Raw genomic sequence first — 25017 nt, forward strand, 5'->3', positions numbered from 1 at the left:
ATACGATTTTGGAGGCAAAAAATCTTTGTCATACTGAGCTTTCGCAAGAAAGCGAAGTATCTCAATCAACAAAAGAGATTTTTTGCTCCGCTCAAAATGACAACAAAGATATTTCGGTTTCTGCGAAACCTCAATATGACACAAAAATCCAAGATTTACAATCCCAAATCGACTCGCTAGTCTATGCCCTCTACGAGCTAGATTCTAATGAAATCAAAATCGTAGAATCCAAAACACATTAAAAACTAAGAATATTTTAAGTTTTTTTATGCAATAATCCGTTTGTGTTCGAGGGGATGCGTTTCCCCTACCTTCTTAAAACTTCATTTTAATAACTCATCTATCAAATCATTCAAAAATACTTGTATCTTAGCAGTTTCAAGGTTTATTACAATTTTTGGATTATTAAATCTTGCACTCAATCGTGGCTTGTTGTAGTTATTTAGCTTATAGAGATTTTCAAAATGAAATGCACGATTGCGTAAGTTGCGGAGTAAATGCAAAAGCAAATTTGCCTTTTGATAATTTTGTAGATTTGTCTTATCTTTGAATCTACTGGTATTTTTCGCATAATACCGCTTAAAATCCAAATTATCCAAAAATGCTTTCTCAAAAAGTTTGCTCTCAATCTTGTAACGCTCCGCAACTCTCACCCAAAATCCCAAACTTTGAATCGATATGATTTTATCGCGCGCGGGATTTGGCTCTTTGGGCGTTTCTAGCTCTATGTCGTTAGGCAGATTATCAAGCCACGCTAAATCTATCCCGCTCATCACAGAATCGATTTTGTTTCGCAGTAGCACTTCTGCTATGCCTAGATTTTCAGCGATTGAGCCAATGAGTGCAAAATTTTCAAAATGCTGATTGATATTGTCATAGCTTGAAATGCGCCTATGTGAAAATAGTTCGCAAATCTTATCTTTGCTAAAATTACTAAAATCTTGCATTGCTATCCTTTGTGTTTGATGAAGCAAAAAGTATAATGAAAATTTGAAATTTTTAGCTACATAATTATGCTAAAATTTACGCAAAAGATTCACAAAAGGCGGATAATGAAAGGCACAACAAACTTAGAGCAAGACTTGCAAGCAGCTAAACAAGCCACCCTCACGCTCGCTCTTTTAGACAATGCAAGGCGCAGTGCGGTAGTGCGCGATATGGCGAAGTTTTTGCGTAATGCCAAAGATGAGATTATCAAGGCAAATGCCATTGATTTGTGTAATGCCAAAGACCTTGCAGAATCTATGCAGAAGCGACTAGAACTTAATGAAAAAAAAATAGAGGCAATGGCAGATTCTTTGGAAGTCATCGCAGGCTTAAGCGACCCATTGCAGAGAATCTTAAGTGGCTGGGAAATGCCAAGCGGGATAAAAATCCAAAAGGTCTCCGTCCCACTAGGCGTAATCGGCGTGATTTATGAATCGCGCCCCAATGTAACGAGCGATGTAAGTGCGCTTTGCTTAAAGAGTGGAAATGTATGCGTGTTAAAGGGCGGTAAAGAAGCCCTGCATTCAAATAGGGCGATTTTGCAATGTTTGCATAACGCACTAAAGGCACATAATCTCCCATTAGAGTGCATAATAATGCTAGAAAGCCACGATGATGTCGCGGAATTTTTAAAGCAAGAGAAATATATTGACTTGCTTATCCCGCGCGGTGGGGAGAATCTTATACGCTTCGTGCAAGAGCATTCCAAGATTCCTATCATTAAGCACGATAAGGGTGTGTGTCATTTGTATGTGCATAGTGATTTTAACGAACATTACGCGCTTAGCGTTGCGCTAGATTCTAAAACGAGCTATCCTGCCGCGTGTAATGCTATCGAAACACTTTTGCTTGATAATGCCATTGCTAAAGACTTTTTACCCACACTTGCTAAAGCCCTTAAACAAAAGGGCACGACATTGCTAGGAGATAGCCAAGTGGCTAAAATCATCACCATAGACGGGGAAGCAGACTACACCAAAGAGTATGGGCAAAATGTCCTAAACTTTAAAATTGTGGGTGGATTAGATGAGGCGATTAGTCATATTAACGCATTTGGCTCACAGCATTCTGATAGCATTATTACGAATGATATTGGCGTGGCGGAAGCATTTTTAAACCAAGTGCAAAGCGCGTGTGTGTATGTGAATGCTTCTACGCGCTTTAGCGATGGTGGGGAGTTTGGGTTTGGTGCGGAGGTTGGGATTTCTACTTCTAAACTTCACGCGCGTGGTCCTATGGGGATAGAATCTCTTACTACTTATAAATACAAAATCACTGCAAATGGTGCGGTGAGAGGGTAGATTCTCTAAAATATTAAAATAAAGGTGTAAAAGAATGCGTAAAATATTTTTTCTTATGGCGTTTTGTGTGTGTGTGATAAAGTCCGAAGATAGCTTCCAAAAACTTGGCGACATATTTCGTCTTGCTCCTTTAATCCCGCTTGCTATAAGCATTGGAATCGAGGACTATGAGGGAGCTATGCAGTTAGCACTCGGCACGGCGGCTTCTCAAGTGAGTGTTGAGGTTATCAAGTTGGGATTCCACACCGCACATACGCAAGGCGCAAGCGTGGCTTTTGCGAAGCGACCTTGCTGTGATGAATATCGAGGTATGCCAAGCGGACACGCGGCGGGAGCATTTAGCGCGGCTTCGTATGTGTATTATCGCTATGGGTTTAGGCAGTCTTTGCCACTTATTGGCATTGGTGTGGCTACGGCGGCTTCTAGGATTCACGCTAAGAAGCATTCTTTTGCTCAAGTGCTTGTAGGAGGTGCGATAAGTTGGGGGTTTGCGTGGCTTTTCACTTCGCCTTATAAGCCTAAAAATATGGTTATCACGCCTGAAGTTGGCGAAGATTCTTTAGGTGGCGATATGGTGGGAATCCGTATAGGATTGCGATTTTAAGCCTATATAAAGAGTGAATTTACACTTTCACTATGCTGGATTCTGCGAATCACTTCAGCAAAGAGCGGGACGACATTTAAGACTTTGATTTTTTTGTTGTGTTTTTGAAGCGGGATTGAATTTGAGACGATGACTTCATCTAACGCGCTTTTTTCGATTCTCTCATAGGCTGGACCGCTTAGCACGGGGTGTGTGCCAAGTGCCATTACGCTATGTGCGCCTCGCTCTTTTAGCACATCAGCAGCCTTACACATCGTGCCTGCGGTATCAATCATATCATCAACCAAAATCACATCTTTGCCTTTGACATCACCGATGATATTCATCACTTCGCTTTGATTTGCCCTCTCTCGCTTTTTATCTACGATGACTAAATCCAATCCAAGCTTATCAGCGAAGTATCGCGCTCGCGCCACGCCACCAATATCAGGGCTAGCGACTATGGGGTTGGCAAAATGCTTAGACTTAATGTAGTCGCGGAAAATGATTGAACCATAGAGATTATCCACAGGAATATCAAAAAACCCCTGAATCTGCCCTGCGTGCAAATCCATAGTAATAAGGCGGTTGATTCCAGCATTTTGAATGAGATTGGCGACAAGTTTGGCACTAATTGGCACTCGTGGAGCGGCTTTTCTATCTTGTCTAGCATAGCCAAAGTAAGGCACAATGGCATTTATCGTATTTGCGGCACTTCGTTTGAGCGCGTCCGTCATAATGAGAAGCTCCATTAAATTGTCATTAGTGGGCGCACAAGTGGGCTGGATAATGAATACATCTTTGCCCCGCACAGATTCTCCAATTTGGACATTGATTTCTCCATCGCTAAAGCGCGTGGTATTAGCGTTTGAAAGCACAATATCCAAGTATTTACTCACTTCTTTGCCAAACTCTGGGTGGGCTGAACCACAAAAAATCTTAAAACTCCGCATTCTTTCCTCTTATATTATCAAGTTTTAGAATCTTTAAGCAAAATTAAATCCATTTAGGGCTTGTGTGAATCGTATATGAAAAATATTAAACATAAACACAAACATAATCCAAATAAAGATTCTCAACAAAATAACACCAAATCACGCAAAAATACAAATCACGCAATCTCACTCTTTTTTGCCTTTAGCGTTTATGATGATTGGCACACCGCTAAAGCCAAATTCCTCGCGTAGGCAATTTATCAAATAGCGTTTGTAGCTGAAATGCAGCGCATTTGGGCGATTCATTACGAGGCTAATTTGTGGTGGGCAACTCTCAAACTGCGTGGCATAATAGATTTTTACAATTTTGCCTCTATCGCTTGGGAGGTGGTGCTTAGCGCACGCACGCATTATGAGGTCATTAAGGGCGGAAGTTGGGATTCTATACATAAAGTGTTGCCACACTTTGAGAATCTCATTTTTTAGCATTACAATGTTGCGTTTATTAAGCGCGCTTACACAGATAATGGGCGCGAAGTAAAGAAATTTAAACCTCGTGCGCACCGCGTTATTTAAGGTCTTAAAGTCCTCTTTGGTGATGTCGTATTTATTTAGCACGATGATGACACCAAGATTATGCTTTTGTGTAAGCGAGGCGATTTTCTCATCGAGCTCGACAAACGCAGAGCTACAATCTAACACAAGTAGCGCGATATGAGATTGCTCTAAGATTTGGTTTGTGCGCATTAGCGCGTATTTTTCTAGCCCTTCAATTTTCCCAGCGCGTCTAATGCCAGCGGTATCGATAAATTCTACATTAAAGTCATCAAGCTCGATTACTTCATTTACAGGGTCAAGTGTCGTGCCCTCTAAATCGCTCACCACACTGCGATTTTGTCCTAAAAGCGCGTTTAAAAGTGAGCTTTTACCGACATTTACGCGCCCAATAATGCCAATTTTAATATGCTTTGTATCTTTGATTTGGGAATCTGGCGCATTTTCTTGTGTAGGTAAATCTCCCTCGCTAGGCAAAGAATCTATAAAGTCCTCAATGCTTTGCTCATCGTTCCATTCTAGCACTTCTCCTAAGCCAAAATACGCGCCAATGCCACTAAGCAACTGACTTATCCCGCGATTATGACTAACAGAAATATGATACATTTGCTCTATCCCAAGTGAGCTGAAATGCCACGCTTGGTCTTTAATTTTGTCATTATCGATTTTGTTAAGCACCAAAAACAATGCACTATGCCTTTGAATCGTGCGAATATGACGCACATCTTCATCATCTAAGCCCATTTGTCCATCAAGCACATAGAGCACAAGGTCAGCATTTTTGCCTGCGTTAAGACTTTCTTGCGATACGAGTTTATAAAGTTCGCTTGCGAGTTTGGCGCGTTTTTTTTGCTTTTTATTTTGCACAAGTTCGTAGTTTTGGGCTTCATCGATTCCACCTGTATCAAGCAGGCAAAACTCCTCACCACTAATGGTGCAAATTCCCTTTTTTATATCACGCGTTGTCCCGCTTATGTCTGAGGTGATAGCAATTTTTTGCTTACATAAGCGATTAAAAAGGCAAGATTTGCCAACATTTGGTTTGCCTAAAATAGCGATACTTTTCACATAAATCCTTAAGAGAAATTCAATTTTAGCGATATATTAGCGTAATTTAGGGCTAGGATTTGTTATGATAGTGAAAAATTATGCCAAGATTGTGTGTTTGTTTTTTACTTTGAGCATTGCTAATGCTGATAACTTTATCACACTAGGCGGTGCGAGCGTGTTTCCTAGCAGGGAGCTTCCATCAAATTATGGCACGGATATTATAGATTTTGTCGAGGCACGCGGATTTTTGCTCGCCAAAAAGGACGCAGATATTGGAATGTTTGATGAATCGTATGCGTTATATATAACTTCAAAAAAACTCACAAAATTTATCGATGGCGATATATCACAGGGCAAAGAAAAAATCCGCATTATGCGCACCAAAAATGGTTTGCTTAATACCCGCTCAAGCGGGTTTTACTACTATACCAAAATGGCTTCAAACAACCACGCCTTTTTCGCCCCAAGAGCTCACGCGCTTTATCAAGTCAAGCCATATATTTTTCTTATTAGTGATTACACACCAAGTATGGAAAAAAGTGCGTGCTTACTCGTGCGTAGTAATGCCTTTGTAAAGGAGACTTTTGGGATTAAAATTGACATAAATTTAGAGCAAAATTACGCAGATTCTAAAAACGCAAGTTTTTGGTTAGAGTGTGAGAGCACTCAGGGTTTGTAAGCGTCTAAATCGCCATTCTCACAGCATCGCTTAGTAAATCAGCATTATGAAATGGCACAAAAAGCTCCACACCAAGATTTCTCGCCTTTATCATAAAATCACTATTTCCGCTTTCTGGCACGATTAAGATAAAAACCACAGAGCAATCACTTTTGCTTTGCTTAAACTTTCTAATGAAATCAACAGCATTTACTCCCTCATTTTCCCAATCCATAATCACAATGTCATAGTTTTTTGTGCATAACTCATTAAAAGCTGGTATCATCTTTTGTTGTGTAGCTACCGACACACAGGAATCCACCTTTAAAATAACCTGCATATCCCTGTTAATATCAGATTCTGATTTCCCAATAAGTAAAATTTTCTTTTGGCTCACAGATTCTAAGTAATGGAGTAGTTTAAATAGCTCCTTGCTTTTATCTGATATTTTTTTCTTATCCAATCCACGCAAAAAATACTGCAAAAATGTCTTTGAGCTATATCCGCCTACAATGCCCGCATCACGGAAAAACGACTTGACATTTTCGCTTTTTTTCGCTCGCCCCCATAAACAAGAATCCAAATCATACGCTTTCGTGTCTAAAAGCGTGATAAAATGCTCGGTGATGTCTTTATTCATCGCGCCATACACCAAAGAAAACTCCTGCAAATGCGTCTCTCTAAATATTTTCATACGCTCTGTGGTTTTGACTAAAAGTTCTTTTTGTTTAGCAATGTATTGAAGCAAATCTACATCGCGTTTGCGCAGTGATTTTACTTCGCGCTCTAATAAGAGATAATTTTCGGTGTTGGCTTTGTCTCCTAAAAGTTTTAATGAGCTTTCCTTTTCTTCGAGCTCTCTGCTTACCGTGCGGGATTGGGCTTGAGCGTTTGCAAGAGAGCTTTGCGTCATTTCGATAAGCTCCACCGCCTTTAGATAAGCACTTTGACGATTAAGGAATATTTTTTCAAAGCTGTATTCCAACGAATAACTTGTCTTTTTGTTATAGGACTCGTAATCCCCATATAAAGAGAGAATCTCATCTTTTAAACTCTTTAATCTGGAGTCTGCAAGTGCATTATCTATTTCGTTGAGGTGATTATACGCCGTGAGGATAAATCTTTGTGCGCGCAGAAAATCTAGCCGTTTATGCCCTTGCGTGAAATCTTTATATTTTTCTAATATTTGCATTTCATAAGCGAAAAATTCATCGATACATTCCTTAGATTCTTTAGTTACAGGGATTTCATCAGGGTCTATGGGTTTGGGTTTTGGGCGGATTTTAAATACTTTGCCATTCTCCGCGTCAAATTCAATTTCTGCTCCAATCTCAAGCTCACTTTCCTTGCCCTCCCATAGCTCAAGTGCGAAATCATATTGTCGTTTATTGACGGCTTGCTCTATTTTGCCACTTTGTTCTTGGGGATTGAGTGCTGTTAAGATTCCTTGATACATTTCTATACTCGCAATTATGCACCAAATGTCTGCCCATAGGCTTTGGTTCTTTGGTTGCTATTGTTGTTGGAATTGCCAAAGTAGCCACTTTTGCCAGCATTGCTAGCCGCTCCTCCAGCACCGCCCATAGTTTTGTTATTAGCGAAGCTATTTTTGCTTCGCTCATAGGCTTGTGGGGATTTATAGTTGCGTTGGGCGTTTTGTTGAAAGTTTGGATTATTAAAGAGTTTGTTCCCAATGTAACTCCCTAAAATCGCGCCAGCCGCAGAAGCTAAAATCGCTCCACCAAGTCCAAGCCCACCGCCGTTTGGGTTAGTAAGTTCGCTTGTGTTAGAATCAATCTTTTGCTCCTCTAGTTTGATAAGCGCGTCAATTTCGTTTTGACTAAGCATTCGCTCATTGCCATCTTTTGACTTTAAAAGCACGCGAGTTTCATCGCTTGGATATTCCTCTAGGACTTTATAAGTGCCATCTTCTTGCTCCTCGATGATGACAAATGCCCCGCTTTTTTGTGAAGTTTGTAAAATTTGAGAATCTTGGTTGTTTGTGTTTTCACATCCTTGTAATGCAAACGCCACTGCCACACCGATTCCACCTACCATTGCATAATCTTTGATTTTTCGTAGTTTCATTTTTACCTCTTACGCCATTTTGTATTTTATAAAGAATTATAAAATTTTTAGAATCTAATGTCAATTTAAGCAAGCAAATTGACAGTAGGTTTGATGTAAAAATTTCAAATTTTCTTAAATCTTTAAGTCAAATTTAAGTCAAAAGCTACTAAAATCCGCAAATATTTTTTGAAATACAAAGGAGTGTGTTTGATAATCAAGCAAAACAATCAAATCCATAACGCAAATGCGTTGAATCGAGCTCGATTCACTACTACAAATCCTCACTCTACACACTTTTTACCGATTTCATATATATATATATATATATATATATGTTAGCACGCTCGCACTTCACGCGCTAAATCATAATTCATTAGACAAATCATTTAAGAATACGCATTTATTGATTCGCTTTTATAATCTTGTGCGAATCTATCTTTTAAAGTCGCGGGGTTTGGATTGCTTCGGCGACAAATCACCTCGCAATGACAAAAACTTCATATTTCTAACCACCCACAAAGGAATCCAAATGATTACTTAAATCTCTATTTCGCGCTTGTAGATTCGCGCATTCATTTTTAGAATAAAGCAATCTTTTGGATTTTAAGTCGGCGGTTGGCAAACAAGATTCGCCCCAAAAGGGCAGATAAAATTTCAAAACATAGAAAGGATAAAAAATGAGAAATTTACTCAAAGTTTGTGTGCTAGGGATTCTAGCATTTGGATTAAGCGCGTGTGATAACGATAAAGATAAAGCATTTTTATCGATAACAAAAAAATGCGAAAGCGAAAAAGACAAAATAGATGGTTGCGTAAAATTAAAATATAGCGAAGATGATTTTAAAGTTAGGCAGTGGTATCAAGGCGGAAAAGTTGTGTTTGAACTAAGCACGGACGAAAACGGCAAAGTGCTTATCAAACAACGATTGGATAAAGTTGAAGATGTCAATATCGTGTATGGTTTCCAATCACACGACTACAATCTTACCGAAGAAGACTATGAATCGTATTGTGTTGCCACAAAAGAAGCAAGTATAGAAGGTTGTGCGCGATACAACACACAGCATACTGAACTGATAAAAGCTTGGCGTGATGAAAAACTCTATGATAATTGTGAATATATTGATAGTAGCAGAGCTATGAGTAGGATATACATAAATGGTGTATGTGGTGTAGGCGAGGAGCAAATAAGACAATGCTTTAAAGACGGCAAGAGCTATGAATGCGATGAAAAAGAAATGCAAAAATTGCTCTCACAAGATTTTAGTGATTTTTATAAACGATGTGTTCGCAAAAATAAAAATGGCGGTGGGTTTGAAATATATCCCGCACCTTGCGAAAATTAAATAAATGAAAGGACAAACTATGGGCGAAAAATCCACAATTACGCTTGATAATCCAAGCACATTTGCAGATGACTTGTGGCGCAAGATTGTCGATGAGCGATTATTTAGCTATCAAAAGAACGATATTTGCGATTATTTGCTGTATTTGTTTAATAAACACAGCAAATCAAAATTTTTGGATTCAAACAGCAATGCGGAAAATGAGCTATTATTGCGAATGTCTACCACCAAAATCAAAACCACAAAGAAAAATATTTTTGTGAAGTTTATGGATAAAGACGAAAAAAGCGAAGTGTTTGAAATGTTTTTAAGCGACTTTGTGGCAGGTAAGATTGCCATAAAAGACGCAAACACAAAAGGGCGCATTAAGCTAGTCATCGAAAATCCCGTATATCGCAATGTGCTTGAATCAAAGCTCAAAGAAAAAGTGCAAGAAAGTTTTGATTATAGCTTAAATAGCGAGAGCGTAGAAATATCGTGTATTGCGTTTATCGCTATGCTACAAATGGAGGCAGAGCGACTACAAACAAGTGCGAATCTAAATAGGGTTTTAAAAGAATTTGAGGCTACAAAGAGATTGCAAACTACAAGCGAGTTTATCAGCGCAATCGCGAAGTCGCCTAGTGATTTTGGCGCAGAGTTTATCAAAACCTACGCGCCAAAGGCACTAAAAGCAATTTATGCCAAAATGAAAGGAAACTAAAATGAGAAATTTACTCAAAGTTTGTGTGCTAGGGATTCTAGTGTTTGGATTAAGCGCGTGTGATGAAGTGGCAGATAACGCTGGCAAGGCGATAGATTCTGCTACAACAGAGGACAAGAAAGTAGCAAGGGCATTAAGCATAGAATCCCCGTTACTTGCGATAGATTATGATAAAAATTACGACCCATATTTCGTCATTCAATCCCAAGATAACAATACCATTATCGAGGATATTATCCTAAATCGCGGTAATTGTGGCGTGGTAAAGTATAAAAAAGACTATGATATGGCAAACGCGTATAGAGAGCTAAATGGCGATAAGCTAAAAACAAAAAACGGACAATTCGTTGATATGAAAAGCATTATTTGGACTAATGAGACAAATTACTACGACTCTTTGGACGACGATTCAAAGACAATATACAAAAAGATATTTCCCGTAAAGCTATCCTATGGCAAAAAGTTTGCAATACCCTATCAACTCAGTAATTTGTATGGACAAAAAATCGGTTGCAACACAAACAGCATTATCGAAATAGAAGTCATCGTAAATGGCGGTGGCAGCTATATCTTTAAGCCAAAAGAATGATGCTATTTTAGGGGGGATTCGTATGCAAAAAGAACCAAAAGATTATACAAAAATCTTTGATTCTAGTGAATCAAAGAGCGCAGTGGAGTTTGCAAATACGCTTTGGCGTGAGATTACCAAAAATCAGCTTTTATCCAAGCAAAAGAACGACATTTGCGACTATTTGCTGTATTTGTTTAATAAGCACGATTCGGAGCATTTTTTGGATTCGCGGGCAAATGCAGAAAATGAGCGATTGCTCCAAACCACAGCGACTAAAATCAAATCCACAAAGAAAAATATTTCGGTTAAGTTTATGAGTGAAACCGAATACAAGCAAGTTTTTAGGGATTTTCTTAACTCGCTAAATGACAAAAACAAGCGCATTGTCAAAGAGATTCGCCCAAAAGATAAGGACAAAGAGCCGTATTTGGAATTTATCATCGAAAATAATGTGCTAAAAGATATGTTAGAAGCGAAGTTGAAGCGTTGCGTAGGCGATACTTTTAGCTATACGCTAAATAGCGAAAAGTTGGAATTATCCTATGAATCATTTATCACAATGATAAAAAAGGAGGTGCAAATTTTAGGCAAAACAGATGAATACGAATCGGCGATAAAACCATTAGAAAATCAATATAGGATTTCTAAAATAAGCGATTGGGCAAAAGCGGGACTTAAAGCGATAAAAGAATATGTCCCGCTTATAGTGGCGTTAGTATAAAATCAAAATGAAAGGACAAAAAATGACAAGGACATTTAACAAAATAGGCAAAATAGTGGCGGTAAGTATAGGAATCGTGCTAATGGGCGCGGTGTTTGCTAGCACCAAAGCAGAAACGACAGATAATGTCATAGAATGTAGTGGCAATGAAATCAAAACGGATACAAGCATAGAAAAAGGCGAATGCGAAGATGGCAAAAGAAAGGGTGTGTGGAAATACTACGATAAAGACGGCTATATACAAAAAGAGATTACTTGGCAAAATGGCGAAATAGTTTTACAAAAAGAGTATGATAAAAATGAAAATCCAAAACTTACAACGGCGTATAATAAAGGCAAAGTTGTATCAAAACGCAAATATGGATATGATAATGGTGTGTTTTTGGATGCAGACCAATCTAACGAACAATTTTTAACGCATTATTATACAGAGGATAATGTAAGCGTTGAGCGCGAATATAGCATTGCGAGTTTAATACGCCAAACAAATAACAAAATATATGAGGCAAGGAAAGAAGCGGCAAAAATAGCCGAGCAACGCGCCCAATCTAAAGTCAAAAAGCCCACTATGCAAGAAGTCAAAAGAGCAAAAGATAGAGGGCAGGACGCTATGAAGACATATAGAGAAAAGCTAAACGCCCAATATGAAAAAGAATGGCAAATCGAACTAGCCAAAATCCCTACTATGCCAAATTTTGATAGTTACAGTAATGATGAGCTAATAACATACATAAAAAACAATAAAATATTTCCAATGCGCGAGGTTATCAAATTTGTAAAATTTAGCCCAACCATCGAGGGAGATACCACAGAAAATTTAATATTGTTATGGGAGGATGATGATGGACCTCTGGATATTCATTTTGAAGATACTAAAAAATCGTTAGGAAAGATCTATGAAGATTCTGCTGGTAGAGGATTTTATTGTGAAGACAAGGGCATTAACGATTATACTTGTCGCACATTTGCTAAACATTATAAGCAGTTGATTGATAAGAGTGCGTATAAAAATATGATTTATAAAGTTTTGCCCAAACCCAAAAATTTATGATTTTTTAGAAATGAGTTTTGACACATTGTAAGGCGAATCTAACGCCATTTATGTGAATCGAGTGTGAATCTATCTTGTAGATTCACACAAATTTAAAAGGATTTTATGCCATTATAAGATAGTTTTATATACAAAACGCGCTTCACAGCACAAACGGCGTATCCTGATACACACAGAAATTGAGCCAATTTGCAAATATCACACTTGAATCTGCCCGCCAATCATAGCGCACCGCGCCCTTATCGTCAAAATAATTTATCGGCGCGCTAATCTCTAATCCCTTTGCTTTATCGCGCTCATATTCGCCTTGTAGCGTGAGTTTGCCATACTCGGGGTGTCCTAGCATAAAGATGTCTTTGTCATCTTTGAGCACACTTATGCCAGACTCCGCGCCTTTTAGCAAAATATCTAAGTTTGATTCCCCCGCCACGCGCTCCGCCACTGCTTCATCTACGCCACTATACCTTGAATGTGGGATTTTCACAATATCACCTAAGCCCGATAGTAGCACATTTGGCGTGATGATAGAGTGCTCATAAATGCCTGAGAGCTTCGCACTTAGCGCGACTTTTGGGATTTTGTGGAAGTGATAGAGCCCCGCCATCGCCCCCCAGCAAAGATAGAGCGTTGAGGTGCATTGAGCGCGTAAAAAGTCCATTATCTCGCGCAGCTCAGCCCAATATTTCACTTCTTCAAACTCCAAATGCTCGATAGGCGCACCTGTGAGTATCGCACCATCAAAATTGCGCCCCTTTATACTCTCAAAATGCACATAAAATTTATCTAAGTGGCTTTGTGGCGTGTTTTTCCCCACATAGCTTTGCGTGGTAAGAAGCGTGATATTGATTTGCAAAGGCGAATTTGCAAGCAGGGATAAAAGCTGGTTTTCGGTTTGGATTTTGGTTGGCATTAGGTTAATGATGAGAATCTCTAACGCGCGAATGTCTTGGTGCTTGGCACGCGCCGTATCCATTACAAACGCGCTTTTTTCTAACTCACTAAATGCGGGAATGTCCTTTGGGATAATGATTGGCATAAAAAATCCTTGTAAATGTAAATTGTCCCTGCAAATTTTACACATAATCGCATTATGTTTTGCTTAAATGCGATTTTAATGCAAAATTATGGGGATTTGGCATTACGATAGAGAATCTAGCACGATTCGCGCTCCCATAAAGGGCATATTGAGGCTTTCTCTCACTGCCTTGCCTATAATCAAAATGCTTGGATTCTCACACATTTGTGCCATTTGTGGCAGTTCGCCTAATGTGCCGATGATTGCCTTTTGGCTTGGGTGTGAGACTTGCGAGATAAACGCAGCGGGGAGATTTGCGTCTATGCCCTGTGCCAAAGCCTCATCGCGTATGCGCTCCGCAAAGCTATGCGCCATAAGCACGATAAGCGTGTAAGGCGAATCTTTTAGCCACGCAATCCACTCCGTGTGAAACACGCTCTCGCGCAAATGCGCCGAAACGATAAGCGCACCCGAACTCACTCCACGCAAAGTCGGCGCAACCCCGCTATACAGCGCACCACAGAGACTTGAAGTAATCCCGCTGATATATTCCACCTCGATATTATGCGCGTGGAGGAAACTTGCTTCCTCCCACACACGCCCAAAAATCACAGGGTCGCCACCTTTGAGACGCCCTACGATTTTGCCCTGCTTGGCGTAATCTAGCATTAGCTCATTGATTTGCTCTTGCGTGAAAGACGCCACTCCCTTGCGTTTGCCGACATTTACGCATTCAATGCCAAGTCCTTTGATATGAGAGAGAATCTCCGCGCCGATGAGATTATCAAAAAGCGCGACATCAAGCAAAGCAAAGGATTCAAGCGCGTTTAGCGTGAGAAGCCCAAAGTCGCTCGGTCCGCAACCGATGATAAGCACCTTGCCAAGCGCGGTTTGGCACTCTTTGGCAATGGCGTCTTTGTCGCTTTTGCTTTTGGGCGGGGCGATTTGGCGCAGATTTTTTAGGCGGTGAGATAGTGCAGAAATCGTGCGTGGCAAAATCGCGCTAATCTTATCGCGCAAGATTTGCGAGAGAATGGGGCTTGTGCCATTTGTGCTCACCATAACGCTCACATTTTCGCGCCTCACAATGCTCCCAAAATAAAAATCACACAAATTTGGCGTATCCACGACATTGAGCAAAAAGCCACATTTTTTACGCACGCTATGCAAAAACGCGCCAAGTTGCGAATCGCCACTTGCGTCAATGATAATTTCAAAATTTTTTAGGGTGTCTAAATCGATATTTGCGTCAATGGTGCGAATTTGAAAAAGCGTAGAATCTGTGTTAGATTCTACGCTTTTTGTCTCAAAATACGGCGTGAATCGCTTATCAGCAACTTCCCGCGCCCATACGCATACTTCCCATTTTGCGCTCATTAGCACTTCAAACTTCTGCCACGCTACCGCCCCCGCGCCGATAAGCAAAGTCTTTTTTGCTATAAGCGCGATAGGCAAACTAAAAGATTCGTTAGATTCTTGCATTGCTATTTCTTTTGGATTATTCATTTAAATTTAAAGGCGTGATTATAGCTTAAATCCTTAAAATATAGCGAAAACATTGTGCTTAATTTACCCAACCAAATAAATATTAAACTCTCGTGGTTTGTTGATTTCATATTCAGTCTCAAGGTAGCCATTGCCTCTAATGTTTAAAATCTCATATCCCCAAAAGTTACAAACATCTTGCAAATAAGATTGCATAATTTTTTGTTTCTTATCGGCTGTCTCTTTATCTAGTGCCTTATCCCAATGTTCTATTATCAAAACAAAGCGTTCAAATTTACCAATCAACCATTCTAAATCATTTATCCAGCAAAGCAAAGGATTACTAGGCGTATGCAACCAAAACATACTCTCATCAGTGGGCGTTTGAAAAGCAGCTTTCGCAGTGGCTACAAACTCATCATAAGTATGCAGTTTTGAGCCATCAAGTTTGACGACAAACAAATCATCGCTATCTTTCAAGGTAATTTCATCTAGGCTTTTTACCTTGTAGATTTTATTGTCTTTTTTGTCTTGCATTGTGTATTTCATTTCGTGCAATCATAGCGCATTTGCATTTGTGAGCGTTAGCACATAAAGCATAAAAAGCGAACTTAATGTTTTCATTTTCTCATTTCCCCTAGCACCGCGCTATCGTTGCTACAATCTTAAATGTGCCATTGCCTAAATCAAACAATATATATTGTTGGTCGCCACAATCAGTGGCATACTCGATAGTGAGTCGTTTTTTGTCCTTGCTCCACTCATATTTCGCATACCATTCCTCGCTATCGCACTTATAGTATCGAGATTTTTCACTTCTGCATTTACCATTGTATCGATAATCTTGCTTTGGCAATGTCCCTAAAAATTCAAGTTTATATTCATATAACCCCAAATCTATCGAATCTCCGCTTCCCCATCGCTCCCAATATAAAGTCCCTTTTGCCTTTTTTAGTTTATCGTGCGCTTCTTGCATACTTTTGGCTTTTATTATGGTAAATACAGGCTCTCCACAAGGCTCTACATCGTATTTAGGATTTGCTATGACTTGTCGCTTATAATGCACATAAGTTTTTTTCTTTTCATCAAATTCCTTAAAATATTCCCACCGATATGGAATCTTGCTCTCATCGAGTTTCTCAAACTCACAATCCGCGTAATCCCACTGCAAATCATCTTTTGCATTCTCAGCAAGCACCACCGATACAAACGCCACGAAAATTACCAAGCTTAATTTTTTCATTGTTGTCCTTTATTCAAAAGCAAATTTACAAACTTCACTTTAAGCTAACCCGCGATAGTCCAGCGATAAATCACTTCGACAAAATCGCCCTTTTGCGTGAAAATAGTGGCATCTCCGCTATCATAGCCACTGCCACTTACCCAAAGTCGCCCATTCTCCCAAATATACCAATTGCCTACGCCGTCATATTTTAAGCCCTCATCACAGCAGTAAGTATAGACATTGCCTTTGGGTGCTTTGTCCTTTGTCTTGTAATATAACCCAAAGGCTTCATCTATGCTTTTTGCTTTGATGAAATATTTTCTTAACCCGTCAAGTTCGCCTTCGCTATGAGTGTCGCTTACAATGCAGTTGTTGCTGTCATAAGTTTCGCCCTCAAAAATGCCTTCTTGATACCTCACGCCATCAACAATGCGGTGTTTGCACAAATCAATAAATTCCAAGCCATTGTTTTCATCAACTTGCACTTTTGTGCTGTCATAAACGAGCGCATCAAGCGCACTAAAACCTTGTGGCGACACAATAAAGGACATATATTGTTTAGTCTCATCAAGCACTCTCTTTGCGTCATCATCGCTCAACGCTTCTGTAAATTTGCGCAAATCTTGTGAATCTTGCGTGGATTCATTGTTAGATTCGCCCGTAGATTCTTGTGAATCTTGTGATAAATCGCTAGATTCAACCTGCGAATCGTTAGCATTTAGCGTTTGCGATTCGTGTGAATTTGCATTAGATTCAACTTGTGAATCCTTTGAATCCCCACACGCCACAAACGCTACCGATATAAACGCCACGAAAATTACCAAACTTAATTTTTTCATTTTTTACCCCTTTTTAAATTTTCACTAGATTCGTGTGAATCGTTATGCGAATCGCCCACAAATGCGCCATTTTTATCGACAAGATTATCGTTTGTAGCTTTTTTAATAATATCACTTAATGCGTTAAAGTCATAATTTTTATTTTTTGTCATAATAGATTCATAGTATTCCTTTGGATTTGGATAAAAGATTTTTTCAAATATAGGCTTATGTGCGGGAATATTGTAGATAAATTGCGTGATTTGCCTAAAGGCTGTTATATACCCATCTGTTATGCAATCGCTTTGTGCCATTTCAAAATGGATAGGATTTCCCCGCATTCCCTCTTCCTCCATTTCTTTATGTGCTTTTGCGATACGCTCCATACTCTCATCGATACATTTTCGTCTATTTTTTATCATATCACGCGAGACTTGCTTGATTTTAGGCTTATCTTTAGAATCGATATTTTTCATCACAAGTCTATAATAGCTTGAATAAAAATTATCTTGCAAGGCAAGATTGGCATTAGAATCTATATGGCTAAAATCGCCACAAATTGCACCCTCATCGTCATATTTTGCCTTACTGCAATCAAAGCTAGGTGCGATAAATTCTTGAGCCATCATCTCATCAAAATTTAAGGCATTAAGGTTTGTGAGCGCGATACCTACCATTACAAATAAACTAACGAAAATCTTTGAAAATGTTTTCATTGCTTCACTCCCTTTTTTACATTTTCACTAGATTCGCGTGAATCTATGAATCGTTGCTCGAATTGCCCACTCTATGTGTGCGATAAAGCATTTATTGTTCTACCACATTATCACTTTTACTTGAAATAAGTGCATTTTAATTCTCTTTTGTTATTTTGTAAAAGATAGATTCTAATATTTGGATACATATCTGCCTTATCCTCAAAAAATCTATTACTTTCTAAAAAAATATAATTTTTGCCTTCAAACTCCATAACCCCATAAGATAATTCGCTTAATATAGGCATAAAACCAAGCTCATCTCCCATAAAGTCCAATCGTTGTGAAATTTTATTTGCTGGAATAGCGTATGTGGTTAATGCCATACAAGCCTCCTCGCTGCTTATACAAATACTCTCTGTGGTTTTTGACCCTCTCAAATGTAAATCATCGCCATAGATTCTATCGCTTGCTTTTTCATCTAGCTTACCATTTTTATATATCCAAAGCACTCCAAAATAGCTTCCTAGCGTATAAATCACACTTTCTAATGTCCCATCATTATCAATATCAATCTGTCTTTCATAGCTATATGGGAAATTTATATATGGAGATTTTTCGCGAATGGCTTTTGCCACTTTATCTTTTTTAATTTCTCCATTTTCAGTGCAAAAAGTCTCAAAAAAGACATCTCTATTGTTTCGTGCAAAGGCGCACAATCCTATACTAAATGGAGGTTTAATTGATGGTGAGATTTCTCTCCATCTGCTTAAATCATCTTTATATGCTCTTGCATATTCGCATAATGCTTTATTATTAGAATCTAGCACCGCCCCCAAGTCATTTAGCAATGTTATGGTTCTTTTTTGATATAAATGCTTTATGTCATCTGTATCAATGAGATTTTCTCTATCGCGGATAAACTCTTTTTGGGATTGCAAAATGCCTTTTAATCTCTTGTCTTTATCGCTAAAATTTGACTTTTTTAGCTCATAGATAAGCTGCGTATAAACTTCGCCCATATATCTATCCAAATTTTGCAATTCTCCACTCTCATCACTGCATATCATTTTTTCTGTGTTGCTTTTTGCTTTTGTGCAATCAAAGCTAGGTTTCGCTTCATTGGCAGATTCTGCGTTTGCTAGATTCGCACACGCCAAAGCATAGAGACATATTTTTAGAATCTTTGTAGTAACTTTTTGTTGCATAATTTATCCTTTTATTTTTTTTGATTTGCGCAAATCTTGCGAATCTAGCGTGGATTTTTGAGTAGATTCGCCTGAATCTTTTGAATTGCTAGAATCACCACACGCCACAAATGCCACCGACAAAACCGCCACCAAAAATAACAAACTTAATTTTTTCATTTCGCCTCTTTGCTACTGAATGCTATATAGCCACACTTCATCGCCCTTTTGTATAAAGCGCGTTCGCAAAATTGTATCAAGTTTGATTTCTAGCATATTGTCCCCCAGCCATTTATATGTGCTACCGCAAGAATCGCCGTCCTGATAGACAAAATCTCGCGTTTGTAGCGCAGGGGCTAGGCAATTTTGCCCCTCTATTTTTGAAATCCCTGCATAAAAGATTTTATATGCTTCGTGCAAACTTTTTGCCTTATAAATTTCTTTTGTGATAGTCATTTCCGCGCCCTGTGGTGCTTTGATATGCTTACAATAAAAATAACTGCGCCCTAATTCCTTATCATAAGTGGGTTTTGTATCACAACGCAAATCCTTTTCATCAAGTAATTGCGCATCTGCAAAGAATTTCTCGGACGCGTTTTCATCGCCAAATAACGCAACAATACACAATAACAACACCGATAAAATTTTCATTTTTTACCCCTTTTTTACATTTTCGCTAGATTCGCGTGAGTCTGTAAATCGTTGTGCGAATCAGTCGATTCGCATATTTTAGCGCAGAATTTTAAATCTCTTTACAGCCCCATTCTGGGTAATGTTCGCGGATAAATGCGTTGAGTGCCCTCTCTTGTGGGCTATATTTGCGCTTTGAATCCACCGCAAGATTCGCCGAATCAGCATTATTTTCTACCACTTCGACAATCATTCCCGCGCCCAAAGTCGCGTTTGTGTATTTATCGATGATGATGAAACTCCCTGCCACGCGGTTATTGTTGTAGGATTCAAGTCCCAAAGTCCTATCAAACTTCACCACACACCGCGCTATGTCATTTAGGTGCAAGTTATGCGCAGGGTGCTCGGTAAAGTCGTTTATGTCCTTTTTGTAGAGGATTTGCTCCACACTGCCTTTGAGCGTGGAGGTGGCGCGTTTGATGACATAGCTAGATTGCAACTCTAATGCCACCTCATCAAACCACACAATGTCCGCCACCACGCATTTGCCAAGTTTCAAACTATGCTCTTTTTTTGCGATAATATCGCCCCGCGTAATGTCGATTTCATCTTCTAGCACAAGTGAGACACTCTGTGGGAATCCCGCGCTTTTCACCGCGCCTAACGCCTTTTTATCAAACTTTTTGCAATCCAAATCCGCAATATTTTGGCTTACAATCGCCTTAATTTTGCTTGTCTTATTTGATGGCAACGCCACGATACTATCGCCCACTTTGATTTCGCCACTCTCTATATTGCCACAAAATGCGCGGTAGTCCAAATTCGGGCGATTGACAAACTGCACGGGGAGAATGAAATTTTGACTTTGTCGCTTGTGAATCTTTGCGTTATCTAAAATCTCCATTAGCGATTTGCCTTTATACCACGCGATTTTTTGGCTTTTATGCAAAATATTTTCGCCTTGCAGGGCAGAAATGGGGATAAAGTCAAAGACAATGTCGCTATGATAGGCAAGCTGCGGGATAATCGCTTTGTAATCGCGCACGATAGATTCAAAGACTTCTTGCGAATACTCCATCAAATCCATTTTATTTACCGCGACAATGATGTGCTTAATGCCAAGCAGACTTACGATATATGAGTGCCGTTTGCTCTGTGTCAGCACACCCTTTCGCGCATCAAGCAAAATCACGGCAATATCCGCCGTGCTAGCACCTGTCGCCATATTGCGCGTGTATTGCTCGTGCCCGGGCGTATCAGCGATGATATATTTGCGCTTCTCTGTGCTAAAAAAGCGATATGCCACATCGATTGTGATTCCCTGCTCTCTCTCGCTTGAAAGCCCATCGACAAGCAACGCAAAGTCCAAATTCCCACCTTGTGTGCCGATTTTCGCGCTCTCTTTTTCCAATGCGCTTAGCTGGTCTTCAAACAACGCCTTTGAATCATAGAGCAATCGCCCAATAAGCGTGGATTTGCCGTCATCTACGCTCCCGCAGGTTATGAATCTACATAGCTCTTTGTTTTGGTGCTTTGTCAAATATTCGTGCAAAGTCTCGTGTGTCGCGTTCTTTTTCATTAGAAATACCCCTCTTGTTTTTTCTTTTCCATACTTGATTCCTCATCGCTATCTATGAGCCGTCCTTGTCGCTCACTCGTATTTGCTAGTAAAAGTTCCTCGATGATTTTTTCCAAAGTATCTGCGTTTGATTCTACCGCGCCTGTGAGCGGATAGCACCCCAAAGTGCGGAATCGCACCATTTCTTTATGCGCATTTTTGGCAATCTCGCTAGGGACGCGCGAATCATCAATGAGAATCTTTGTGCCTTTATATGGGCTTACCAAGCGTTCTTTGGCGAAATACAGGCTAGGAATGGGGATATTTTCAAGTAAGATATATTGCCACACATCAAGCTCCGTCCAATTACTAAGCGGGAAAACGCGAATAGATTCGCCCTCTTTGTGCCGTCCGTTGTAGAGATTCCACACTTCGGGGCGTTGATTTTTAGGGTCCCAGCGGTGATTTTCATCGCGGAATGAATACACGCGCTCTTTTGCCCTTGACTTTTCCTCATCGCGCCTAGCCCCGCCAAACACCGCGTCAAACTTATACAAATCTAACATTTGTTTTAGCCCTTGCGTTTTCATAATGTCCGTATGCATTGCACTTCCGTGCGTGAATGGTGAAATGTTGATTTTATCGCCCTCAGGGTTGCTATACACGATGAGCTTCATACCCACTTCCTTTGCGCGTTTATCGCGAAACTCAATCATCTCGCGAAACTTCCACTTCGTATCCACATGCACCAGCGGAAATGGCGGGATTGCGGGATAAAACGCCTTTTGGATTAGGTGCAGTAGCACCGAGCTATCCTTGCCAATGCTATACAGCATAGCAGGATTGTCAAACTCCGCGACAACCTCGCGGATAATGAAAATCGATTCAGCTTCTAAAGCCTTTAAATGCGTGGTTTTTGTCATTTATAACTCCTTATAATTTTAATTTCACACAATCCTAAATCTCGCACTATTTTTACAAAAAATGCTATTGTAGTCAAAAATGTCGCTAAAGCCAAATTCCCATAGCCAAAATTCGTTTTCGCGCTTTTCAAAAAATAGCGTGATGACTTGCTTTTGCGTGTGAATACTCCATTGTCTCATCGGGTAGTAAAGCTGACGGATAATGACATTACTCGTATGTGAATTTTTCGCCTCTACAAGCACGATTTTATCCCGTCCCTCAAACCCACTATCTACCTCCGTTTGCACGGACACCACGCTGATATTTTGATACGCGTTTGTGTGAAAGCTAAATTGTGGCGTGTATTTGCGTCCACGAATGCTTAGCACCAAGCTATCATCGCCCAAAAATGTGCGAATTAGGCTTGAAGCATAGGCAAAATCTAAATGTTGCATTTCGGAATCGCCCACTTTGGAGCTTTTTAGCTCAAAATCAAGTTTGCTTGTGTAGTCTTGCGCTTGTGTAGTAATGGGCGGAATATCGACATAGCCTTCGCCCTTGCAGATGATATACTCGCCGTTTTTTATAGGCAGGATAAAGAGTTCATTATCGATAAAAATTTGTGGTCTATCCTCTCTGCTGTCTTGTTTGCATAGCACACGCACTTCTTTTTGTGAAGTTTTGGCAAAATCCTTTACGCAACGCTTAATCTGCTCGGCATTTATGGGGAATGGTGCGTTATTAAAATCGTGCTTTGCTATGCCTAAATCATCATAGATTTTCGCCCAAGATTCATTATTTTTACTCATATTTGCCCTTTATGATTAGCTCACTTACCTTGCCCCGTTTATCGCCCTTGCAGTTGATTGCCCGTCTTACTTTGACTTCGATGAGTTCAAAATCTTTGTAAAGTTTGCGGATAAATTCTGTGTTTGAATTGCTTTGCAAGACTTTTACCCCTCTAGTTTCTAAAATCTTAAATGTTTCACAAAGCCTTATTTGCTCACTTTCTAAAAAATTATCCGTATAACTCACAAAACTTGAAGTCTTATTAAGCGGAAAGTAAGGTGGGTCAAAATACACAAAATCGCCTTTTTTTGCGCTCTTGCACACACTCGCAAAATCCGCGTTGAGAATCTCCACACCCTGCAAGGCATTATGCGCGGACAAAATCAAGTCCTCATCATAGATTTTAGGATTTGTATAGCTTCCCATCGGCGTGTTAAACTGCCCTTTAGAATTGTAGCGACACAGCCCATTAAAGCAGGTTTTGTTGAGATAAATAAACCGTGCAGCGCGAAAATCCGCGCTTAAATTTTCAAAATCCGCGCTTCTATCAAGGTTGCGGATTGTGTAAAATACTTCTTTGCAATGTGATTCTTGCAAGGATTTTAGCCCACCTAAAACTTCGCTAGGACTTGCTTGAATCGTTCTATAAGCGTTGATTAGTTCGGCATTTTTATCGCTTAAAACTACATTTTTAGTGCGTTTAAAATTTAAAGTATTTGTGCGAAAAATCCCGCTATTTTGCAAGGCAAAAAACAGCGCACCACCGCCCAAAAACGGCTCAAAATACGCATTAAAACCCTGTGGCACAAAGCGCAGTAGCAAATCTAAAATCCCAGCCTTACCCCCAGCCCATTTAAGAAATGGCTTTGCAGTGGGCTTAATCAAAGGCTTGTGTGCGCCATACATTGCTTGAAATTTCGTGCTAGAAATTGTCATATTTGTCCTTTAAAAACGCAATTTTAGCATAGATTTACACATTAAAGCATAACGCCACGATTACCGCGCCAAGCATTAACGCAAATCTTTTCATCTTTTTACTCCACTTAAATCTAAAATTTTAAAAGCGCAATTTTAGCAAAAAATTTATGCGTTTTAGATTCGCGAGGTTTTTAGATTCGCGTGATTTGAATCAAAAATAGCTTTAGATTCGCACCAAATTCACGCGAATCTAAAAACGCAGATTCGCACAAATCTACTCACACGACATTTTTAGCTGTGAGCTGTGGATATAGCCATAGATTGCTGCTTGTGGTTTTTTGGCATTTGGCGGGAGGTAAAAGACTTCCAACCACTCATTTTTTGGGAGCGATTTTGGCATATTCTCGGCGAGTTCAGCAAATGGATATTTCGCCCACATAATCTTTGCTTTTTCCTTGCCACAGCGCATATCACTTGCCTTAATCTGTGCGATAATCTTGCCCTTTGGATTGTCGCGTAGATTTATCACACTATCTTTTGAGCCGTATTTGAGCGATACATACTCATCATTTGCGCCCCATTTATAGACTTCGCTTAAAGGGCTAAAATCTATAAGCGTGGCATAAGCACTACTTCCTGCTTCGCCCTCGCCGATAAACTCATAGTCTTTTAGTCGCACTTTTGCGCGAATGCCATTGCCACCTAAATGTGTATTGACAATCTCTTTTGGTAAATCGCTAATTGCCCTAATCTTTATGCCATAAGTGCGACTATCTTGCAGATTCCAAAATTCTAATTCAACCTTACTGCAATCCCATTTTTGCGCCCTCTCATCAAAAACCGCGCCTTGATATTCCAATGCACTATCGCACAAACTATATGGCAAAAACGGCAAACCCACATTTTCATCGGGGTGAAAAAACACCACAAATGACGCTGTATCAACTTCTGGGCTTTCTATTGCGTATCTGCTCGTAATCGCGCCTGTAAGCTCTACTTCGCCACTAAAACAGCCAAGATTATAAACGCCGTATTCATTTATTTCTTTGCAATCTACGCGTTGTAGCGTGTTTAGCGTCATTACGCCCTTTTTGCTTGTAAATGGGGCGCAATCATCGCAAAAATAAGGCGGATAAGAATCACTGCCAAACGCCACCGCGCCAAATGCAAGTGCCAATAAGATTTTGACTACATTTTGCATTTCTCACACTCCGTTTAAAATTTAAATTTTAAAAATGCGATTGTAGCGAAAAATCTGCGTTT

General features: G+C 39.7%; 28 protein-coding genes. 9 read left to right on the forward strand and 19 right to left on the reverse strand.

Annotation, left to right across the window (positions count from 1 at the left end):
* Positions 1-8: 8 nt before the first annotated feature.
* Entirely contained in the window at positions 9-242 is a 234-nt protein-coding gene (locus ACWIWK_RS06885; RefSeq protein WP_454152062.1) for a hypothetical protein, read from the forward strand.
* Positions 243-323: 81 nt separating this feature from the next.
* On the opposite strand, the gene ACWIWK_RS06890 is transcribed toward ACWIWK_RS06885, so the two are convergent.
* On the reverse strand, positions 324-947 hold the full coding sequence (locus ACWIWK_RS06890; RefSeq protein ID WP_454152063.1) for a hypothetical protein: 624 nt from the start codon (positions 945-947) through the stop codon (positions 324-326).
* 105 nt (positions 948-1052) lie between these two features.
* On the opposite strand from ACWIWK_RS06890, the gene ACWIWK_RS06895 reads away from it, so the two are divergent.
* Both ACWIWK_RS06895 and ACWIWK_RS06900 read left to right on the forward strand, forming a co-directional pair.
* Positions 1053-2288, forward strand: coding sequence for a glutamate-5-semialdehyde dehydrogenase (locus tag ACWIWK_RS06895; RefSeq protein ID WP_454152064.1), 1236 nt, complete (start codon positions 1053-1055; stop codon positions 2286-2288).
* Between the two features lie 34 nt (positions 2289-2322).
* Positions 2323-2892: a phosphatase PAP2 family protein gene (locus tag ACWIWK_RS06900; protein WP_454152065.1), complete on the forward strand. Its 570-nt coding sequence runs from the start codon at positions 2323-2325 to the stop codon at positions 2890-2892.
* A 2-nt stretch (positions 2893-2894) separates the two neighbouring features.
* Here ACWIWK_RS06900 and ACWIWK_RS06905 read toward each other — a convergent pair whose 3' ends face one another.
* On the reverse strand, positions 2895-3824 hold the full coding sequence (locus ACWIWK_RS06905; RefSeq protein ID WP_454152066.1) for a ribose-phosphate pyrophosphokinase: 930 nt from the start codon (positions 3822-3824) through the stop codon (positions 2895-2897).
* Between the two features lie 168 nt (positions 3825-3992).
* A complete protein-coding gene (gene der / locus ACWIWK_RS06910; RefSeq protein WP_454152067.1) occupies positions 3993-5429 on the reverse strand; it encodes a ribosome biogenesis GTPase Der in 1437 nt (478 codons plus the stop codon).
* Between the two features lie 64 nt (positions 5430-5493).
* Between der and ACWIWK_RS06915 the strand changes: the two genes are divergently transcribed.
* Positions 5494-6090: a hypothetical protein gene (locus tag ACWIWK_RS06915; RefSeq protein ID WP_454152068.1), complete on the forward strand. Its 597-nt coding sequence runs from the start codon at positions 5494-5496 to the stop codon at positions 6088-6090.
* 4 nt (positions 6091-6094) lie between these two features.
* Here ACWIWK_RS06915 and ACWIWK_RS06920 read toward each other — a convergent pair whose 3' ends face one another.
* Together ACWIWK_RS06920 and ACWIWK_RS06925 are read right to left on the reverse strand one after the other, a co-directional pair.
* A complete protein-coding gene (locus ACWIWK_RS06920; protein ID WP_454152069.1) occupies positions 6095-7525 on the reverse strand; it encodes a hypothetical protein in 1431 nt (476 codons plus the stop codon).
* Positions 7526-7539: 14 nt separating this feature from the next.
* Entirely contained in the window at positions 7540-8157 is a 618-nt protein-coding gene (locus ACWIWK_RS06925; RefSeq protein ID WP_454152070.1) for a UPF0323 family lipoprotein, read from the reverse strand.
* Positions 8158-8816: 659 nt separating this feature from the next.
* On the opposite strand from ACWIWK_RS06925, the gene ACWIWK_RS06930 reads away from it, so the two are divergent.
* The 5 genes from ACWIWK_RS06930 to ACWIWK_RS06950 are packed head-to-tail and all read left to right on the forward strand — an operon-like array spanning position 8817 to position 12531.
* Positions 8817-9485, forward strand: coding sequence for a hypothetical protein (locus ACWIWK_RS06930; RefSeq protein ID WP_454152071.1), 669 nt, complete (start codon positions 8817-8819; stop codon positions 9483-9485).
* A gap of 19 nt (positions 9486-9504) precedes the next feature.
* On the forward strand, positions 9505-10188 hold the full coding sequence (locus ACWIWK_RS06935) for a hypothetical protein (protein ID WP_454152072.1): 684 nt from the start codon (positions 9505-9507) through the stop codon (positions 10186-10188).
* A gap of 1 nt (position 10189) precedes the next feature.
* Positions 10190-10777 (forward strand): hypothetical protein, encoded by a 588-nt coding sequence (locus ACWIWK_RS06940; protein ID WP_454152073.1) that lies wholly within the window; start codon positions 10190-10192, stop codon positions 10775-10777.
* Positions 10778-10799: 22 nt separating this feature from the next.
* Positions 10800-11480 (forward strand): hypothetical protein, encoded by a 681-nt coding sequence (locus ACWIWK_RS06945; protein WP_454152074.1) that lies wholly within the window; start codon positions 10800-10802, stop codon positions 11478-11480.
* 22 nt (positions 11481-11502) lie between these two features.
* Positions 11503-12531 carry a hypothetical protein gene (locus tag ACWIWK_RS06950; RefSeq protein ID WP_454152075.1) on the forward strand — a complete coding sequence of 343 codons (1029 nt, stop codon included), beginning with the start codon at positions 11503-11505 and terminating at the stop codon, positions 12529-12531.
* Between the two features lie 142 nt (positions 12532-12673).
* Here ACWIWK_RS06950 and ACWIWK_RS06955 read toward each other — a convergent pair whose 3' ends face one another.
* The 14 genes from ACWIWK_RS06955 to ACWIWK_RS07020 all read right to left on the reverse strand — a co-directional run bounded on the left by ACWIWK_RS06955 (position 12674) and on the right by ACWIWK_RS07020 (position 24955).
* Positions 12674-13567 carry a homoserine O-acetyltransferase/O-succinyltransferase family protein gene (locus ACWIWK_RS06955; RefSeq protein ID WP_454152076.1) on the reverse strand — a complete coding sequence of 298 codons (894 nt, stop codon included), beginning with the start codon at positions 13565-13567 and terminating at the stop codon, positions 12674-12676.
* 102 nt (positions 13568-13669) lie between these two features.
* Positions 13670-15028, reverse strand: a complete 1359-nt coding sequence (gene cobA, locus ACWIWK_RS06960) for a uroporphyrinogen-III C-methyltransferase (protein ID WP_454152077.1) — start codon at positions 15026-15028, stop codon at positions 13670-13672.
* 87 nt (positions 15029-15115) lie between these two features.
* Positions 15116-15580 (reverse strand): hypothetical protein, encoded by a 465-nt coding sequence (locus tag ACWIWK_RS06965; protein ID WP_454152078.1) that lies wholly within the window; start codon positions 15578-15580, stop codon positions 15116-15118.
* Positions 15581-15668: 88 nt separating this feature from the next.
* Positions 15669-16274: a hypothetical protein gene (locus ACWIWK_RS06970; protein WP_454152079.1), complete on the reverse strand. Its 606-nt coding sequence runs from the start codon at positions 16272-16274 to the stop codon at positions 15669-15671.
* Between the two features lie 44 nt (positions 16275-16318).
* Positions 16319-17095, reverse strand: a complete 777-nt coding sequence (locus ACWIWK_RS06975) for a hypothetical protein (protein WP_454152080.1) — start codon at positions 17093-17095, stop codon at positions 16319-16321.
* Positions 17092-17790 (reverse strand): hypothetical protein, encoded by a 699-nt coding sequence (locus ACWIWK_RS06980; RefSeq protein WP_454152081.1) that lies wholly within the window; start codon positions 17788-17790, stop codon positions 17092-17094. The genes ACWIWK_RS06975 and ACWIWK_RS06980 overlap by 4 nt, the downstream gene beginning before the upstream one ends.
* A gap of 116 nt (positions 17791-17906) precedes the next feature.
* Entirely contained in the window at positions 17907-18977 is a 1071-nt protein-coding gene (locus ACWIWK_RS06985; RefSeq protein ID WP_454152082.1) for a lysozyme inhibitor LprI family protein, read from the reverse strand.
* A gap of 3 nt (positions 18978-18980) precedes the next feature.
* Complete coding sequence (locus ACWIWK_RS06990; protein ID WP_454152083.1) at positions 18981-19136, reverse strand: hypothetical protein; 156 nt, start codon at positions 19134-19136, stop codon at positions 18981-18983.
* Between the two features lie 12 nt (positions 19137-19148).
* Complete coding sequence (locus ACWIWK_RS06995; RefSeq protein WP_454152084.1) at positions 19149-19607, reverse strand: hypothetical protein; 459 nt, start codon at positions 19605-19607, stop codon at positions 19149-19151.
* Between the two features lie 91 nt (positions 19608-19698).
* The gene (gene cysN / locus ACWIWK_RS07000) at positions 19699-21165 is read right to left on the reverse strand and encodes a sulfate adenylyltransferase subunit CysN (RefSeq protein ID WP_454152085.1); all 1467 of its coding nucleotides are present in this window, start codon (positions 21163-21165) and stop codon (positions 19699-19701) included.
* The gene (gene cysD / locus ACWIWK_RS07005) at positions 21165-22067 is read right to left on the reverse strand and encodes a sulfate adenylyltransferase subunit CysD (RefSeq protein ID WP_454152086.1); all 903 of its coding nucleotides are present in this window, start codon (positions 22065-22067) and stop codon (positions 21165-21167) included. The genes cysN and cysD overlap by 1 nt, the downstream gene beginning before the upstream one ends.
* 24 nt (positions 22068-22091) lie before the next feature.
* Positions 22092-22856, reverse strand: coding sequence for a type II restriction enzyme (locus ACWIWK_RS07010; protein WP_454152087.1), 765 nt, complete (start codon positions 22854-22856; stop codon positions 22092-22094).
* Positions 22849-23772 carry a DNA adenine methylase gene (locus tag ACWIWK_RS07015; RefSeq protein ID WP_454152088.1) on the reverse strand — a complete coding sequence of 308 codons (924 nt, stop codon included), beginning with the start codon at positions 23770-23772 and terminating at the stop codon, positions 22849-22851. Before ACWIWK_RS07015 ends, ACWIWK_RS07010 begins: the two co-directional genes overlap by 8 nt.
* A 256-nt stretch (positions 23773-24028) precedes the next feature.
* Positions 24029-24955 (reverse strand): hypothetical protein, encoded by a 927-nt coding sequence (locus tag ACWIWK_RS07020; RefSeq protein WP_454152089.1) that lies wholly within the window; start codon positions 24953-24955, stop codon positions 24029-24031.
* Between the last annotated feature and the right edge of the window lie 62 nt (positions 24956-25017).

It is taken from the genome of Helicobacter sp. 23-1048 (assembly GCF_053654545.1).